Source organism: Halomonas sp. HK25, from assembly GCF_047795635.1.
GTDB lineage: Bacteria > Pseudomonadota > Gammaproteobacteria > Pseudomonadales > Halomonadaceae > Halomonas.
Genome location: NZ_CP181044.1, coordinates 1,720,672 through 1,735,421, shown reverse-complemented (window position 1 = coordinate 1,735,421; position 14,750 = coordinate 1,720,672). Strand labels below are relative to the sequence as shown.

At 69.3% G+C, this 14,750-nt stretch carries 9 protein-coding genes; 4 read left to right on the top strand and 5 right to left on the bottom strand.

The features are described 5' to 3' along the window. Positions 1-9 precede the first annotated feature (9 nt). The 3 genes from ACM26W_RS08310 (at position 10) to ACM26W_RS08300 (ending at position 3,604) form a co-directional block, all read left to right on the top strand. A complete protein-coding gene (locus ACM26W_RS08310; RefSeq protein WP_416140361.1) occupies positions 10-1,962 on the top strand; it encodes a DNA topoisomerase III in 1,953 nt (650 codons plus the stop codon). Continuing rightward, positions 1,959-2,963, top strand: coding sequence for a ketopantoate reductase family protein (locus tag ACM26W_RS08305; protein ID WP_416140360.1), 1,005 nt, complete (start codon positions 1,959-1,961; stop codon positions 2,961-2,963). Before ACM26W_RS08310 ends, ACM26W_RS08305 begins: the two co-directional genes overlap by 4 nt. 74 nt (positions 2,964-3,037) lie before the next feature. Next, positions 3,038-3,604 (top strand): hypothetical protein, encoded by a 567-nt coding sequence (locus ACM26W_RS08300; protein ID WP_416140359.1) that lies wholly within the window; start codon positions 3,038-3,040, stop codon positions 3,602-3,604. A 79-nt stretch (positions 3,605-3,683) separates the two neighbouring features. Here ACM26W_RS08300 and ppc read toward each other — a convergent pair whose 3' ends face one another. Genes ppc through cysM form a run of 5 tightly spaced genes read right to left on the bottom strand, consistent with a single transcriptional unit; the run spans position 3,684 to position 11,942 of the window. Further along, on the bottom strand, positions 3,684-6,332 hold the full coding sequence (ppc, locus tag ACM26W_RS08295; RefSeq protein WP_416140358.1) for a phosphoenolpyruvate carboxylase: 2,649 nt from the start codon (positions 6,330-6,332) through the stop codon (positions 3,684-3,686). Continuing rightward, positions 6,329-7,306: a nucleoside triphosphate pyrophosphohydrolase gene (gene mazG / locus ACM26W_RS08290; protein ID WP_416140357.1), complete on the bottom strand. Its 978-nt coding sequence runs from the start codon at positions 7,304-7,306 to the stop codon at positions 6,329-6,331. Before mazG ends, ppc begins: the two co-directional genes overlap by 4 nt. Continuing rightward, positions 7,303-9,597 carry a GTP diphosphokinase gene (relA, locus tag ACM26W_RS08285; RefSeq protein WP_416140356.1) on the bottom strand — a complete coding sequence of 765 codons (2,295 nt, stop codon included), beginning with the start codon at positions 9,595-9,597 and terminating at the stop codon, positions 7,303-7,305. Before relA ends, mazG begins: the two co-directional genes overlap by 4 nt. Next, positions 9,590-11,044: a TRAM domain-containing protein gene (locus ACM26W_RS08280; protein WP_416140355.1), complete on the bottom strand. Its 1,455-nt coding sequence runs from the start codon at positions 11,042-11,044 to the stop codon at positions 9,590-9,592. The genes relA and ACM26W_RS08280 overlap by 8 nt, the downstream gene beginning before the upstream one ends. A 1-nt stretch (position 11,045) precedes the next feature. Continuing rightward, positions 11,046-11,942, bottom strand: a complete 897-nt coding sequence (gene cysM, locus ACM26W_RS08275) for a cysteine synthase CysM (protein ID WP_416140354.1) — start codon at positions 11,940-11,942, stop codon at positions 11,046-11,048. Between the two features lie 116 nt (positions 11,943-12,058). On the opposite strand from cysM, the gene ACM26W_RS08270 reads away from it, so the two are divergent. Then, positions 12,059-14,749, top strand: coding sequence for an ATP-binding protein (locus ACM26W_RS08270; RefSeq protein ID WP_416140353.1), 2,691 nt, complete (start codon positions 12,059-12,061; stop codon positions 14,747-14,749). The last annotated feature ends 1 nt before the right edge of the window (position 14,750 follow it).

Here is a 14,750-nt window from a genome sequence, read left to right as displayed (position 1 = left end):
CCGCCCGCCATGCGCCTGATCATCGCCGAGAAGCCCAGCCTCGCCATCGCCATCGCCGACGCCCTGCCCGGCGCTTCCCGCAAGCAGGAGGGGGCGATCACCGTGGGCGACACCACCGTGACCTGGTGCCTGGGCCACCTGCTGGAACAGGCGCCGCCGGACGCCTACGACCCGGCACTCAAGCAGTGGCGTCTCGATACCCTGCCGATCCTGCCCAGTCGCTGGAAGCTCACACCCCGCCCAAAGGCCCGCGGCCAGCTGGCGGTGATCCGCGGCCTGCTCAAGTCCGCCCGTGAGGTGGTCCACGCCGGCGACCCGGACCGCGAGGGCCAGCTGCTGGTGCAGGAGGTGATCGAGCACCTGGGCTGGAAGGGAGCGGTGTCGCGACTGCTGGTCAGCGACCTCAACCGACCGGCGGTGCAGCGCGCGCTGACCCGCCTGGAGGACAACGCCCGCTACCAGCCGCTCTATCGCGCCGCCGAGTCGCGCTCCCGGGCCGACTGGCTCTACGGCATCAACCTGACCCGGGCCTGGACCCTCACCGGTCGCCAGGCGGGCCACGACGGGGTGCTCTCCGTGGGCCGGGTGCAGACCCCGGTGCTGGGCCTGGTGGTGCGCCGCGACGCCGAGATCCGCGACTTCACTTCCCACCCCTTCTTCGTGCTGTGGGCGGATCTCGCCGTGGCCCGCGGGACGCTGCGCGCCTGGTGGGCGCCCGGCGAGGGCCAGCCCCTCGACGACCAGGGTCGGCTGCTGGCTCGTGCGCCCGCCGCCGACCTGGCCGAACGGCTGGCCGGCGCCGAGGGAAAGCTGACCAAGCTCGAGACCCAGAACAAGCGCCAGGCTGCCCCGCTGCCCTACTCGCTGTCGGGGTTGCAGGTGGACGCCGCCCGCCGCTACGGGCTCTCCGCCAAGGCGGTGCTGGATACCTGCCAGGCCCTCTATGAGCGTCACCAGCTGATCACCTACCCGCGCTCCGACTGCCGCTACCTGCCGGAGGAGCACTTCGCCGCGGCCCGAACCACCCTGGAGGGGGCCTGCCGGGCGGACGACACCCTGCGAGGCTGGCTGGCCGGGGCGGACTTCACGCGGCGCTCACGGGCCTGGAACGACAAGCAGGTGGGCGCCCACCATGCCCTGGCCCCCACCGGCCGGCCCATGGACCCCGCACGGCTCTCGGCCACCGAGGCCAATGTCTTCCGGCTGATCGCCCGCAACGTGCTGGCGCAGTTCTATCCCCCGCTCGCCACCCGGGAGGTGAAGGCTGAGTTCATGATTCTCGACGAGGCCTTCCGCGCCCGCGGCCAGGAGATTCTCGAGGCGGGTTGGAAGCCGCTGTTCACCACCCGCGACGAGGCGCCGCCGCTGCCGGCGCTCAGCGAGGGCGAGGCGTGCCGGGTCAACGAGGCGGCGGTGGAGGATCGCGAGACACGCCCACCGGAACCCTTCAACGACGCCAGCCTGATCAAGGCGATGATGAACATCGCCCGCTACGTGGAAGATCCGGCGGTGAGGCGCACCCTGCGTGAGCATGACGGCCTGGGCACCGAGGCCACCCGCGCCGGCATCATCGAGACCCTGGTGGAGCGCGGCTACCTGGTGCGGCAGAGCAAGGCGCTGCGCGCCACCCGGCTGGGCAGCGCCCTGATCGCCTCGCTGCCCGAGGCGGCCAGCCGCCCGGAACGCACCGCCCTCTGGGAACAGCGCCTCTCGGCCATCGCCGAGGCGGGCGCCGACCCCGCCCCCTTCCTCGGCGACCTGATCAGCGACCTGCAGCGGCTGCTGGCGAGCGCCGACGCCGGCCGCCTGCGCCAGGCGCTGGCCACGGCCCGGGGCGAGGAGCCCACCGCCGGCCGTGCCGCGCCGAAACGCCGCGGCACGGCCTCCCGTCGCCGCAGCGGAGCGGGCGCCGGCACCAGGAGCGGTACCCGTCGACCGAGCCGCAAGCGGGGCAGCTCATGACCCGGCCGGACGCCCACTGGATCCTCGGCCCCGGCGCCCTGGGCCGGCTGATCGGCCTGCGCCTGGCCAGCGGGGCGGCGCCCAGCACCCGGGTAACCCTGATCGGGCGTCGGCGCCTCCCCTCCGAGCAGACGCTTGTCTCACCCCGGGGCGAGACCCTGTGCGCCCGCGTGGACGCCGCCACCCTGGAGACCCTGCCAGCCATGTCGCCTGCCATGGTGCACCTGACCACCAAGGCCTACGTCGCCGAGGCGGCCCATGCCGCGCTGGCGCCGCACCTGCCTGCCGGCACGCCCCTGGTGCTGTGGCAGAACGGCTTCGGTTGTCAGCCGCGGCTCAGCCAGCGCCACGACGGCCCAGTACTGTGCGCCACCACCACCGAGGGCGCCTATCTCGAGGACAATCTAGAAGACAAGGTGGCGAGCGATACCCGCGTGGTCCACGCCGGCCGGGGCGAGACCCTGATCGGTGCCCTGAATGGCCGACACGTCGAGATCGCCGGCGAGCTCGCCACTAAGCTCACCGCCGCCGGCCTGCCCGCCCGGGCGGTGACCGATATCCGCCAGCGGCTATGGCAGAAGCTCGCCGTCAACGCCGCTATCAATCCGCGCGCGGCACGCTTTGGGATCCGCAACGGCCAACTTCGCGACCGCCCCTTCCGGCCCATGGTGGAGTCGATCATCGCCGAGGTGGCCGAGATACTTGCCGCGGAGGGCATCGACCCACCGGGGGCCGGGGGGAACGAGAGAGCCGAGGAGAGCCAAAAAGACGGGGGGCTTGAGGGCTGGCGGACCCTGGTGTGGCGGGTGGTGGAGGGCACCGCCGGCAACCGCGCCTCCATGTTGCAGGACGTAATGGCCGGGCGCCCGACCGAACACGACGCGATCCTCGGGCCGCTGCTGGCCGCCGCTCAGGCCCACACGCTCACTGCCCCCCGCCTCGCCGAACTGGCCAACTGGCTGCAGGCGCGCGAACTGGCGGGCTCAGCCGACAGTTGCTAGGCTACCTTGACACCAATAACTCGCCCTGACGCTCTCGCCACCACCGGCAGGGCCTCAGCGCAAGGACAGGGATCATGAGAACGAGTTCCCTATGGACCTGCTTCCTAGCCTGTCTGGCTATCGTCGCTGCTCCCATGGCGCTGGCCGACAACGCCCCCTCGTTTGCCGGCAAGGACGGCGACCTGATGCGCCTGGATAACGGCATGGTGATCGAGGGCCGCGACATCGAGACGCCGGACGGCTTTACCTCCGGGTTCCGGCTTATCGCCGGCTTCTCTCCACTGCGCCTGCCCAGCCTCGATCTGGCCGCCGAGTTCAGCTATCGGGAAAGCGACGAAGTACCCACTCGGATGGGCGAGAACAGCCTGCTGGTCAACTCGGTAAGCCTGGGGGGCACCCTGATGGCAGGGGTGCGCATCGGCCGACTCGGCCTCTACGCCAAGTCCGGCGTAGCGGGCTGGGAGGGCGACGCGGTGATACCCCGGGACGCCCTCAACACCGCCGGCACCACCCGTGTCACCGGCCTCGGTGCCCGCCTGGAGTTCAACCGCCTGATCAGCCGTCTGGAATTCGAGGAGTTCGATGCCCCGGACATGTCCCATCTCAACTTGATCACCGCCTCGCTGCACTATCCCTTCTAGTTTCACGCAGCCCTTGCCGCCCTTCGCACAGCAAGCTGCGCTCCCACATCAAGCCCGGTCCCTGGATTAATCCCCGTTCCTAACCGGTATTGCGCAGCCCCGCGGCGATGCCGGCCATGGTCACCATCAGCGCCCGCGACAGGTCGGCGCTGATCGCGCCGTCCGCATCCCGGTTACGCTGCAGCAGCTCGGCCTGCAGGCCGTGCAGCGGGTCGATGTAGGGGTTACGCACCTCGATGGCCTGTCGGATCAGCGGGGTCTTCTCCAGCAGCTCCCGCTGCTCGAGGACCTGCAGCAGCACCTCGTTGAGGCGGCCGAATCGCTCGCGCAACCGCTCCCCCAGCGCCTTGAGCGCGGGCTCGTCCACCAGGCGGTGCTCGTAGTAGGCGGCGATACCCACGTCGGCCTTGGCCAGCAGCATCTCCAGCATGTCCAGATAGGTGCCGAAGAAGGGCCAGCTGTCACGCATCTCCTGCAGCACCTCGAGACCACCCTCCTCCTCCAGGCGCCGGGCAAAGGCCTCGCCGCTGCCCAGCCAGGCGGGCAGCATCAGGCGTATCTGAGTCCAGGCGAAGATCCACGGGATCGCCCGCAGGGTCTCGACACCGCCGTCCTGACGGCGCTTGGTGGGCCGCGAGCCCAGCGGCAGGCGACCCAGCGAGCCCTCAGGTGTCACCGCCCGAAAATAGGGCACGAAGTCGGGGTCCTCGCGCACCACGCCCACATAGGCACGGTGGGCGACCTCGGCCAGACGATCCATCTCATCGCGCCAGCGGGGCTGGGGATCCGGCGGCGGCAGCAGGGTCGCCTCCAGAACCGCACAGGCATAGATCTCCATGGAACGCAGGGCGATCTCCGGCTGACCGAACTTGAAGCGGATCATCTCCCCCTGCTCGGTCACCCTCAGGCTGCCGTTCACCGAGCCCGGCGGCTGGGAGAGAATCGCCGCATGGGCCGGGCCACCGCCGCGACCCACGGTGCCACCGCGACCGTGGAACAGGGTCAGGTCGACGCCTTGGCTCTCGCAGACCTCCACCAGCGTCTCCTGGGCGCGATACTGGGCCCAGGCAGCGGCCAGCTGGCCGGCATCCTTGGCGGAATCGGAGTAACCGATCATCACCTCCTGGCGGTCGGCGGTGAGCGAACGATAGCCGGGCAGCGACAGCAGGCGGTCGATGACGTCGCCGGCGTGGTTGAGGTCGTCCAGTGTCTCGAACAGCGGGGCAATGGGCAGCTTGACCTCGCCCCCCACCTCCTTCATCAGCAGGGCCACGGCCAGCACGTCGGAGGGCTGCCCCGCCATGGAGATGATATAGGTGCCCAGCGCCTCGGCCTGCTCGCTGGCGACGACGCGGAAGGTATCGATCACCTCACGGGACTCCGACGAGCACTCCCAGCGCCGCGGAATCAGCGGACGCCGCGAGGCGAGTTCCTCGAGCAGGAAGGCCTGGCGCTGCTCCTCGCTCCAGTCGCGATAGTGGCCGAGCCCCAGCCCATCGGTGAGCTCCTCCATCACCTGGGCGTGGCGGCCCGCCTCCTGACGGATGTCGAGCTTGGTCAGGGTCACGCCGAACACCGCCACCCGGCGCAGGGTGTCGAGCAGCGCGCCGTTGGCGATGGTATCGAGGCCCACGTCGCACAGCGAGCGGTAGCAGGTCAGCAGCGGCGCGAAGAGCTGGTCACGGCTCTCGATGACCGGGCCCTCATCGAAGGGCTTGCCGTCCAGGCACGCCTTGGCCCAGTCGCGCGTCGCCTCCATACGTGCCAGCAGCCGACGCAGCAATTCGCGATAGGGCTCTCCAGCGTCCCCCACCTCGGCCTTCAGAGCGCTGTTGGCCTTCCACATGGAGAGCTCGGCCTTGAGCTGCTCAAGGTCGCGCACATAGAGGTCGGCGGCCATCCAGCGCCCCAGCAACAGCACCTCCCGAGTGACCCGCGAGGTAACGTTGGGGTTGCCGTCACGGTCGCCGCCCATCCAGGAGGCATAGCGGATCGGCGCGGCGTCCAGCGGCAGGCGCTCACCGGCGGTCTCCAGCAGCAGATTGTCCAGATCCCGGTGGAAGTCGGGTACCGCCTGCCACAGCGAGTTCTCGATCACCGCGAAGCCCCACTTGGCCTCGTCCACCGGGGTCGGGCGCTCGTGGCGAATCTCGTCGGTGTGCCAGGCCTGACTGATCAGCTCCTCCAGACGCCCCTTGGCCCGGACGCCACGCTCGGGGTAGTCGCCTGAGGACTCGATGGCGGTGAGGCAATCGTCGATGGCATCGTATTTCTGGATCAGGGTGCGGCGGATGACCTCGGTGGGATGGGCAGTGAGCACCAGTTCCACGCGCATGGCGGCCAGGGCCTCTACCAGCTTGCGCGGCGCATGGCCGGCCTCCCGCGCACGGGCCAGCAGTTCGCTGAGCACCGGCTGACTGCCCGGTCGGTAGTCCTCCACGCGGCGAAAGCGCGCCCGGTAGTGCTGCTCGGCAATGTTGGCAAGATTGAGAAACTGGTTGAAGGCACGGGTCACGGGCAGCAGGTCGCGGTCGGGCAGGCGACGCAGGTAGTCGATCAGCTCGCGCTGGGCCAGGTCGTCGCTCTGGCGGCCGCGCTTGGCGAAGCCGCGGATGGCCTCGATCTTGTCGACGAACCCAGCACCCAGGTCATCGGCGATGGTGCGCCCGAGGCTGTCGCCCAGGATACGAACGTTGTCGCGCAGCGATTCGTGCAGGTCGTGGCTCATGGCCGAGAGTCTCCCGGAGGCTCTCCCGCTGTCGCGGGATGTGCGGATGTGATTGAGGATTCGGTGGCAGCGCGCTCGATGGCCTTGACGGCCTGCCAGTGGCGCTCCATCAGGGCGAGGCCGGCTTCCTCCAGCGCCACGCTATCGGCGGCAAGGGCCGCCTCCAGATGGCGGAAGCGACGCTCGAACTTGGCATTGGTCGCGCGCAGGCACTGTTCGGGGTCGGCCTTGAGGCTGCGCGCCAGATTGGTCACCGCGAACAGCAGGTCGCCCACCTCCTCGGCGGCGTGCTCGCGGTCGCCGGCGACCAGCGCTTCCTCGACCTCCCCCAGCTCCTCGCGGATCTTGGCGATCACGCCGCGTGCATCGGGCCAGTCGAAGCCGACCCGGGCGGCGCGCTTCGAGAGCTTGGCGGCCCGAGCGAGCGCCGGTAGGGTGCGCGGGACGTCATCCAGCACAGAAGCCGCGGCGCTATTCATCACCGACGCTGGGGCGCTATCCAGAACCGACGCGGCGGCACTGCCCTGCGTCGAGGCGACCTCGGCACTGGCGCGCTCGGCGCGCTCCTCGGCTTTGAGCGCCTCCCAGCGGCTGCTGACGTGGCGCGTCTCGATCTCCTCGGCCGTCACGCCCGGCGGACGCCGCGAGGCCAGGGTACCCTCGGGGAACACATGAGGGTGGCGGCGCAGCATCTTGGCGGTGAGCGCGTGGATCACGTCGTGAAAGTCGAAGCGTCCCTCCTCGGCACCGAACCGGGCGTAGTAGACCACCTGGAAGAGCAGGTCGCCCAGTTCGCCGGGCAGCTCATGCCAAGCGCGCCGCTCGATGGCGTCGGCGACCTCGTAGGCCTCCTCCAGAGTATGCGGCACGATGGAATCCCAGTCCTGTTTGAGATCCCAGGGGCAGCCCTGCTCGGCGTCGCGCAGCACCGCCATCAGGGTCAGCAGGTCGTCGAGGTCGTGGCGTCGGCTCATGAGGCCTTCCCCTTTCCCTTTCCCTTTCCCTTGCGCTTGCCCGACTTGCCGCCGCTGCGCAGACGACGCACCTCGATGACGTTGGAGAGCTGCTGGATGCGCGAGAAGAGCCGTCCCAGGGTCTCCAGGCCGTCCACCTCCACGGTGATCTGCATGCGCGCGATGCCGTCGTCGGTATCGGTCAGGGTGTTGACCGCCAGCACGTTGACCTTCTCGTTGCCGAGCACCCCGGTGACGTCACGCAGCAGGCCGGAGCGATCCCAGGCCTGGACTTCGATGTCCACCGGATACTGGGTGCGGGCGCGCTCGCCCCACTCCACCTCGATGATACGTTGGGGCTCCTCCAGGCGCAGCTGCAGAATATTGGGGCACTCCTGACGATGCACGGTGACCCCGCGCCCCTGGGTGATGAAGCCGACAATGGGTTCGCCGGGCACTGGATGACAGCAGTTGGCCATGCTGGTCTTGAGGTTACCCACGCCCAGCACGGTGATGTCGCTCTGCCCGCCCTTGCCCGGCGAGCGCTTGGGCTTGGCCAGCAGGCGGTCGAGCTGCTCCTGATCGTCGTGCTCGCCGAACAGCTGCTGGGCCTGGTGCAGCACCTGGCCGATGCGCAGGTCGCCGGCCCCCAGCGCGGCGTACATGTCGTCGGGGCTCTGGTAGTTGACCTTGCGCGCCAGGGCCTCCAGGTCCATGTCCTCCAGATCGAGGCGCTTCATCTCGCGCTCGAACAGCGTGCGGCCCTCCTCCAGGTTCTGGTCTCGGGCCTGGTGCTTGAACCAGGCCTGGATCTTGGCCCGGGCCCGGGAGGTGCGAACATAGCCGAGGCTCGGGTTGAGCCAGTCGCGGCTGGGCCCGCCCTTGCTGGCGGTGAGGATCTCCACCTGCTGGCCGGTCTTGAGCTTGTAGGTGAGCGGCACGATGCGCCCGTTGACCTTGGCACCGCGGCAGCGGTGACCCACCTCGGTATGGACTCGATAGGCAAAGTCGATGGGCGTGGCCACCCTCGGCAGGTCGATGACGTGGCCATCGGGGGTGAAGACGTAGATTCGATCCGGGGCCACGTCGCTGTTGAGCCCCTCGCTGAGGTCGCCGATATCGCCGACCTCCTCCTGCCACTCGAGCACCTGACGCAGCCAGGCGATCTTCTCCTCGTAGCTGGCGCTCTTGGCCTTGGTGTCATGGCCCTTGTAGCGCCAGTGGGCACAGACGCCGAGCTCGGCCTCTTCGTGCATGGCGAAAGTGCGGATCTGGATCTCCAGCACCTTGCTCTCGGGGCCAAGCACCGCGGTGTGCAGCGACTGGTAGCCGTTCTTCTTGGGGTTGGCGATGTAATCGTCGAACTCGTTGGGCACGTGATGCCAGCGCGAGTGGACCAGCCCCAGCACGGTGTAGCAGTCGGTCACCTCGGGCACCAGGATGCGCACCGCGCGGATGTCATGCACCTGAGAGAAGTCGATGCGCTTGCGCTTCATCTTCCGCCAGATGGAGTAAATGTGCTTGGCGCGGCCGTCGACGTCGTAGCGCGTGATGCCCTGGGTCTCCAGCATGTCCTTGAGGGTATCGACCACCTCGGCGATGTAGCGGTCACGATGGAGACGCTTCTCGGCCAGCTGGCGGGCGATCGCCTTGTAGTCGTCCTCATGGAGGTAGCGGAAGGAAAGATCCTCCAGCTCCCATTTGAGATGGCCGATGCCCAGCCGGTGGGCCAGTGGCGCGTAGATATCGAACACCTCCCGGGCCACCCGCAGCTGCTTCTCCCGGGGGGCGTCCTTGACCTGGCGCAAGGCGCAGGTGCGCTCGGCGATCTTGATCAGCGCCACGCGCACGTCGTCGATCATGGTCACCAGCATCTTGCGCAGGTTGTCCTGCTGGTCGTGCTGGCCCATCTCATGGCTGGGCGTCTGAGAGGTGCTGATCGCCGCCATGTGCAGCACGCCATCGATCAGCGACGCGACCTCGCGGCCGAACTGCCTGGCGATCGCCTCCAGATCGACCAGCCCCTCACGCACCGCACGGTAAAGTACCGCGGCCTCCAGGGTGGCCTGGTCGAGCCTCAGCTCGCCAAGGATATCGGCCATCTCAAGGCCCATGCGGAAGCTGGAGCCATCCGCTAGCCAGCGGCGATGGGGCTTGTCGGAGTCGAGCTCCAGGCGCTCTGCCAGCAGACAGGCCTCGCACAGTTCCGCCGGGTCTCGCAGCTTGACGTCTTCCTGCAGTCGCTCGATCCAGCGCTCTATATCGACGCGCCCCGTCTCGGTCAACGGCTGGTCCTCACGGACTTTAACCATCGGGCGTTGCTCCTTGCGGCTGTTGTCCTGTCCGCGGGTGCTCGAACAACAGCATTGATTCCAGGTGTGAGGTATGCACGAACATGTCGGCCACGGCGAGTCGCGTCAGCCGATAACCGCCATGCACAAGGCGTGCCGCATCTCGCGCCAGGGTGGCCGGGTCGCAGGAGATATAGAGCACCCTGGGCACCGGCGAGGCCGACAGTGCCCCGCAGACGGCGTCGGCACCATCGCGGGGCGGGTCGAGCAGCAGGACATCCGGTGAGGCTTCGACCAGCAGGGCCTTCACCGCCGCGGTATCGTTGAGATCGGCCTGGCGGGCCGTCACGGCCAGGTGCTGCCCTTGTAAATTGCCGCGGGCGTTATCGACCAGTCGCTCGACCATCGCCGGGCTGCCCTCCACCGCCGTCACCCTGGCCCGGGCGGAAGCCAGCGGCAGGCTGAAGTTGCCCACCCCGGCGAACAGGTCCAGCAGTGCCGCGCCCTCCAGTCCCTCGAGCCAGGCCAGGGCGGTGGCCACCATCTGCCGATTGACCTCGGCATTGGCCTGCAGGAAGTCCCCAGGAGCGAAGCCCAGGGTCAGCTCCCCTGCGGCGCCGGGCACTCGACAGCTCAGCGCCGGCGTCGGGGTCAGCCACTCGAGCGCCGGCGCCTCGCGACCCGCCAGCCAGGCCAAGTGCAGGCCGTGCTGGGCGGCGAAGGTCAACCAGCGTGCGCGGTCGCCGCCGTGTTCCTTCAGCTGGCGTACCAACAGCACCGCGCCCTGGTCGCTGTCGAACAGTTCCAGGTGTCCCACCTGGCGCGGCGCGTCAAGCGATGCCACCTGGCGGTGCAGCGGCGCCAGCAGGGCGTCCAGTTCCGGTACCAGAATGGTGCAGTGATCGATATCCACCAGGCGATGACTGTGGCGAGCGCGAAAGCCGAGATGCACCTGGCCCTCGGCGCCCACCTTGACCCCCAGGCGCGCCCGGCGTCGATACCCGTGGTCGGCCCCGGCCAGAAGTTCGGGCTCGGCCGGGACCTCGATGCCCTGGCGGGCCAGCAGGTCGACAAGTACCGCCCGCTTGTGGCGACGCTGGGCGGGCACAGCCAGGTGCTGGAGGTCACATCCGCCGCAGCGGCCGAAGTGGGCGCAGGGGGGAGTAACCCGCTCCGGAGAAGCCTCAAGCACCTCGCGGACGTGGGCCTCGTCAAAGCGCTTGCGGGTGCGATGGACCGCCGCCTCGACCCGCTCACCGGGCAGCGCCCCCTCCACGAACAGCGCCTTGCCGGCGGCGTCATGGGCCAGCCCACGGCCATCGTGGGTCAGCCGCTCGATGATGACACCGCCGGACTCACCCTCGCCGGCACTATGGGCGTCAGGCGCTCCCCGGGGCGCCTGACGCCCCTGCAGCCCGGACACGCCTGTATGTTCGCGGCGCGGCCGCCGCTTGCCCAGCATCGCCATCTCAGTCCTCCGCGGCGAACAGGCCGGTGGAGAGGTAGCGGTCGCCGCGATCGCAGACGATAAACACGATCACCGCGTTCTCCACCTCCTCGGCCACGCGCAGGGCACCGGCCAGGGCACCGCCGGAGGAGACTCCAGCGAGGATGCCCTCCTCCCGGGCCAGGCGGCGCATGTGCACCTCCGCCTCGCGCTGGCCGATGTCCAGTACCCGGTCGACCCGGGAGGCATCGAAGATGCTCGGTAGGTACTCCGCCGGCCAGCGGCGGATGCCGGCGATGCTGGCGCCGTCCTCCGGCTGCAGGCCGATGATCTGTACCTCGGGGTTGCGCTCCTTGAGCGCCTGGGAGACCCCCATGATGGTGCCGGTGGTGCCCATGGAGCTGATGAAGTGGGTGACCGTACCGCCGGTCTGCTCCCAGACCTCGGGGCCGGTGCCCCGGTAGTGGGAGAGCGGGTTGTCGGGGTTGGCGAACTGGTCCAGGCGCTTGCCTTCACCGCGGGTCAACATGGCCTCGGCCACGTCGCGGGCCTCCTCCATGCCACCCGCCTTGCTGACGGTGATCAGCTCGGCGCCGAAGGCCGCCATGGCCTGCTTGCGCTCCTCGGAGGCGCTCTCGGGCATGATCAGCACCATCCGATAGCCCTTGATCGCGGCCGCCATGGCCAGCGCGATACCGGTATTGCCGGAGGTCGCCTCCACCAGGGTGTCGCCAGGGGTGATCTCGCCACGCGCCTCGGCCTGCTCGAGCATGGACAGCGCCGGACGATCCTTCACCGAGCCGGCGGGATTATTGCCCTCCAGCTTGGCCAGCAGGACATTGTTGCGGCCGGCGGTGATGCGCTTGAGGCGGACCAGCGGCGTGTGACCGACGACCTCCTCCAGGGTGGGAAAATGCATGCAACCTTCCTTGTGGAAACGGGTTTTCAGCCATTATATCCGTGCCACCGCGGGGTGGACAGGCATCCCCCCTCGCTGTGGCATACTGGAGGCTGCTACCTGCAGAGAGCCTGCCGATGTCCCTGAAGTTCCGCCTGCTGCTGACCGGCCTGATCGTGCCCTGGCTGCTGATGCTGCTGCTCGCCGCGACGACCCTGACGCTGCACCGCTCGCACCACGCCGAACAGCTTCAGTCCCGCCTGGAGCAGGCCTTCGACCTGGTCACGCCTCAGTTGAGCGGCGCCGATGGCGCCATCTTGCGGGAGGCCACGGCGGCACACCTGATGGAGCTCGATGAGGTCCGCGCCCTGGGCATCTTCGATGCCCAGGGCGATACCTTGCTGCAACTGGGCCGGCTTCGCTCGCCGCCCACAGCTCCACGAGACGCGCGCCGGCACTTTGATCAGCAGGGCGTCGAATGGCGGCTACAGTCGCCACTGCCAGGCCCCGAACCGGCCTGGCTGGTGCTCGACATCGACGCCAGCCCCCTGGTGCTCGCCCACTACCGCCAGATCGGCCTCACCGCCTTGGTGCTGGGGGTTGCCGCCGTGCTGCTGGGTGGCCTGACCTTCACCTCCTACCGGCGCCTGCACCCCCCTCTGGCCGCCGTGGATGACACCCTCTCCCGGCTTGCCAGGGGCGAAAGCCCCCCCGAGCTGCCGCCCTCACCGAGCGAGTTGGCCGGCCTGACCGAACGGGTCAACGCCCTGGGTGATCATCTGGCCCAGGCCCGGCTGGAGACCCAGCGTCAGATCGAGCAGGCCACCGCCGAACTCGAGGAGTCCATGGAGACCATCGAGGTCCAGAACATCGAACTGGATATCGCCCACCGCCGCGCCGTGGAGGCCAACCGCATCAAGTCGGAATTCCTGGCCAACATGAGCCACGAGATCCGCACCCCGCTGAACGGCATCATCGGGTTCTGCCGTCTGCTCGACCGCTCGCGACTGGAGCCGCGCCAGCGGGAGTGGCTCGAGCACGTCCAGCGCGCCTCCAGCAACCTGCTGATGCTGGTCAACGACGTGCTCGATTTCTCCAAGCTCGAAGCCGGACACCTGGAGCTGGAGCGCCTGCCGCTGGATATGGTCGCCCTGGTGGACGAAGTGCTGGGCCTGCAGGCCCCGCTGGCCCACCAGAAGGAACTGCAGCTGCTGGGCCTGGTGTATGACGATGTGCCCAGCGTGCTCAACGGCGACCCGATGCGCATCCAGCAGGTGCTCACCAACCTGGTGCACAATGCGGTGAAGTTCACCCGGCAGGGCGAGGTGGTGGTCCGGGTGATGATGGAGCAGGCTGACCCCGGCCGGGTGACCCTGCGGATCAGCGTCACCGACACCGGCATCGGCCTCTCTCCGGAGCGCCAGCACCTTCTCTTCCGGGCCTACCAGCAGGCAGAGCCCAGCCACTCCCGGGAGTTCGGCGGCACCGGTCTGGGCCTGACCATCTGCCGCCAGCTCGTGGAGCAGATGGGCGGGGAAATCGGCGTGGAGAGCGAGCCCGGCCGGGGCACCACCTTCTCCTTCACTCTTCCCCTGGAAGGCAGCGAGACCCCCGAGCGGCCACCCGAGCTGCGCCTGGCCGGGCAGACGGTGCTGATCGAGGAGCCCCACCCCGCCACTCGCCGGGCACTTCGCCATCTCTTCACGCGCTGGGGCGCCCGGCCGGTGGACGCCTTCGCTCCCCCTCCCCAGGGTGGCCCACCGGCCCTGCTGGTCGCCAGCCTGCCGCGCACACCGCTGGCCCCGGAGGAGGCGGCGATCTGGCAGCGCCGTCTGTCCGAACTGGCGTGCCCGGCGCTGCTGCTGGCCAACGCCAACCCCCTGGACCCGCCCAGCCTGCCGCTGCCCCACGGCAGCGAGATCCTCACCAAGCCGGTGGCCCGGGCCACCCTGACCGCCGCCGTCGGGAGGGCCCTGAGCCAGAGCGCGGGCCCGTCACCGGCGAACCAGCCCGACGCGGCGCAGCAGCCAGTGCGTCTGTTGGCGGTGGATGACACCGAATCGAACCGCCTGCTGCTGGGCGAGCTGGTGGCCGGTCCCGGCGTCGAGGTCAGCCTGGCCGCCAGCGGCGAGGAAGCCCTGGCGCTGGGGCGAGAGCAGGCCTTCGATCTGGTGCTGATGGATATTCGCATGCCCGGCATGGACGGCGTGGCAACTACCCGGGCGCTGCGACGACTGGGCGGCAGCTGGCGCGCCACGCCGGTGGTGGCGGTGACCGCCCACGTGCTTGAGGAGGAGCGTCGCCGGCTGCTGGCCAGTGGACTGGATGATGTCCTGGTGAAGCCGGTGGATAGCGACCAGCTGCGCGACGCCCTGTTACGTCACCTGGGCGTGGCGTTGCCGGAGGCGGACGAGTCGCCATCACCGCCGCGGGAAAACGCGCTCGTGAAATCCACCATTTCCGCCGCCGATGACGGCGAGCTGCCCACCGTGGACCTGGAACTCGGTGCCCGGCTGGCGGGCGGGAGGGCCTCGCTGGCCAGGGAATTGCTGGAACGCCTGGCGGCGGGGCTTGTGGAGAACGAAGCCGCCCTGCGTCACGCCCTGGCGGAGGGAGACGACGAAGCGCTGCTGGATGGCATTCACGCCCTCAATGGCGCCTGCCGCTACTGCGGGGCTCCGCGACTGGGCCTGATCGCCGAATCCCTGGAGACCCGGCTGCGCACCCGCGGTCGGGACGCGGTGACACCGCTGATGGATGAGCTCTTCGCCGCCATGACGGACCTGCGCGCCTGGGCCCAGCGGGAGACTCAGCCCTCCAGCACTTAGC

What these genes read in the sequence shown, in the direction of transcription:
- ACM26W_RS08310 (WP_416140361.1), top strand. Translation starts at nt 10, where the DNA reads ATGCGCCTGATCATCGCCGAGAAGCCCAGCCTCGCCATCGCCATCGCC.
- ACM26W_RS08305 (WP_416140360.1), top strand. Translation starts at nt 1,959, where the DNA reads ATGACCCGGCCGGACGCCCACTGGATCCTCGGCCCCGGCGCCCTGGGC.
- ACM26W_RS08300 (WP_416140359.1), top strand. Translation starts at nt 3,038, where the DNA reads ATGAGAACGAGTTCCCTATGGACCTGCTTCCTAGCCTGTCTGGCTATC.
- ppc (WP_416140358.1), bottom strand. Translation starts at nt 6,332, where the DNA reads ATGAGCCACGACCTGCACGAATCGCTGCGCGACAACGTTCGTATCCTG.
- mazG (WP_416140357.1), bottom strand. Translation starts at nt 7,306, where the DNA reads ATGAGCCGACGCCACGACCTCGACGACCTGCTGACCCTGATGGCGGTG.
- relA (WP_416140356.1), bottom strand. Translation starts at nt 9,597, where the DNA reads ATGGTTAAAGTCCGTGAGGACCAGCCGTTGACCGAGACGGGGCGCGTC.
- ACM26W_RS08280 (WP_416140355.1), bottom strand. Translation starts at nt 11,044, where the DNA reads ATGGCGATGCTGGGCAAGCGGCGGCCGCGCCGCGAACATACAGGCGTG.
- cysM (WP_416140354.1), bottom strand. Translation starts at nt 11,942, where the DNA reads ATGCATTTTCCCACCCTGGAGGAGGTCGTCGGTCACACGCCGCTGGTC.
- ACM26W_RS08270 (WP_416140353.1), top strand. Translation starts at nt 12,059, where the DNA reads ATGTCCCTGAAGTTCCGCCTGCTGCTGACCGGCCTGATCGTGCCCTGG.